The sequence below is a fragment of the Prevotella sp. MGM2 genome, assembly GCF_002933955.1.
Taxonomy (GTDB): domain Bacteria; phylum Bacteroidota; class Bacteroidia; order Bacteroidales; family Bacteroidaceae; genus Alloprevotella.
Genome location: NZ_BEWW01000102.1, coordinates 1 through 1,573, shown reverse-complemented (window position 1 = coordinate 1,573; position 1,573 = coordinate 1). Strand labels below are relative to the sequence as shown.

The following is a 1,573-nucleotide window of genomic DNA, read 5'->3' as shown; positions in this document are numbered from 1 at the left end:
CGCTTGCCCTTGTACTTGGGGTGTGGCAGGCGGGTATACGGCAGGTCAAACGAGCGGTCTATCTGTGCCGTTGTCATGGGCGGAAAAGGCGGATTGACTACGGCCACACGCCCACCCACTTCCTGCAAGAGCCGCTGCGGATGGAGTCTGTTACTCTCCTCCTCAATGTGCCGGAAATTGGCCGCATATTTTTTTCTGTCGGACAAGCATTCCTCGTGAGGAGCCAGAACGATGTCATCCTCACGCCGTCCGCCGGGGATATCTTCTTCAAGTTCAAGAGTCACTGTCTGACGGACGGGATAGCGACGCACGATCTGACGAAAATCTTCTGTTGTGCAACAGATTTCTTCCCGACCATGCAAAATTTTGTCTTCGAGGAGATGGCACAGTTCGGCCACGGGCAATTCGCCCATCCCGTAGACAATCATGTCTGCCCCGCTGTCGCAAAGCAGGCATGGCCGTAACTTTTCCTGCCAGTAGTCAAAATGCGTGAGACGGCGCAGCGAAGCCTCAATGCCTCCCAGCACTACGGGCACTTCCGGATAGAGTTGTTTCAAGATGCGTGTATAGACCACCGTAGGGTATTCGGGCCGCATGTCGTGGCGGCCGTCGGGACTGTAAGCGTCCTCCGAGCGCAGCCGCCGCGCAGCGGTATACTTGTTCACCATGGAGTCCATACATCCGGGTGCCACGGCAAAGAACAGGCGCGGCCGTCCCAGTTTGCGGAAATCGCGGAAATCGCCATGCCAGTCGGGCTGTGGGACTATTGCCACACGGAAGCCTTCCGCTTCGATAAGCCGGCTGATGACAGCGGCTCCAAAGGACGGATGGTCAACATAGGCATCGGCCGAGAAAATAATGACATCGGCCACATCCCAGCCGCGCAGGTCCATTTCCTTACGCGTGGTTGGCAGCCAGTCGGTCAGACGGGGAGAATTCATAAAGGAGGGAAACAGGGGATTGAGAGAAAAGCGGAGAGACAATACGTGGGAATGCCGGCGGCGCCTTTATTGCTCAACCGGCCACAATGCCGCTTCCGCCTTGTAAAGGTCGATAAGATTTTTCAGACCATAGGCTTTCATCTTGTCATGATAGATCACATCTATGCAAAGATCTAGCAGGTCCTTGGTATCTTCCGTTGAATGGGCTATCAGGGAGCGCACGTTGAGTTTGAGTTTTTCAAGGACCTCTTCGGTAACATATCCTGTCGAATCCACCAATCCGCTAAAGAGGTCGTATTTGCGGATTGTCCGGAGGTTTTCATCGGACACTTCAAGGTGACGTGTGCCGCTGGCATTGAGTTGTATATCGTGCATGATCGGTTGTTTTATGATGTTAATATGACTATGTTCTGCACAAAGCTACTAAAAAAGCCCGAAAGGTTCCTTCTTCAACGCTTGTTTTTATGAAAGAAAAGCCCGTTTATCCGTTTTGAAAACGAGAACATCACCAACCAGGAGCGCGCCGGACCGGCGTTTTTTCCGAGATTGACCATTTTAACACAATTTGCTTTCCGACGGAAAATGTATTATCTTTGTAAAAGCGGGGCGGGGCTTTCCTCGGGGAAGTTCCG

Annotated in this window: 1 protein-coding gene and 1 pseudogene; both read right to left on the bottom strand. The window is 52.8% G+C overall.

Going from position 1 to position 1,573, the window contains the following annotated elements:
* Positions 1 to 941 (bottom strand): annotated as a pseudogene (locus tag C5S62_RS02215) (YgiQ family radical SAM protein); the annotation flags it as partial.
* Between the two features lie 66 nt (positions 942 to 1,007).
* Positions 1,008 to 1,316: a hypothetical protein gene (locus tag C5S62_RS02210; protein ID WP_104403876.1), complete on the bottom strand. Its 309-nt coding sequence runs from the start codon at positions 1,314 to 1,316 to the stop codon at positions 1,008 to 1,010.
* Positions 1,317 to 1,573: the final 257 nt, after the last annotated feature.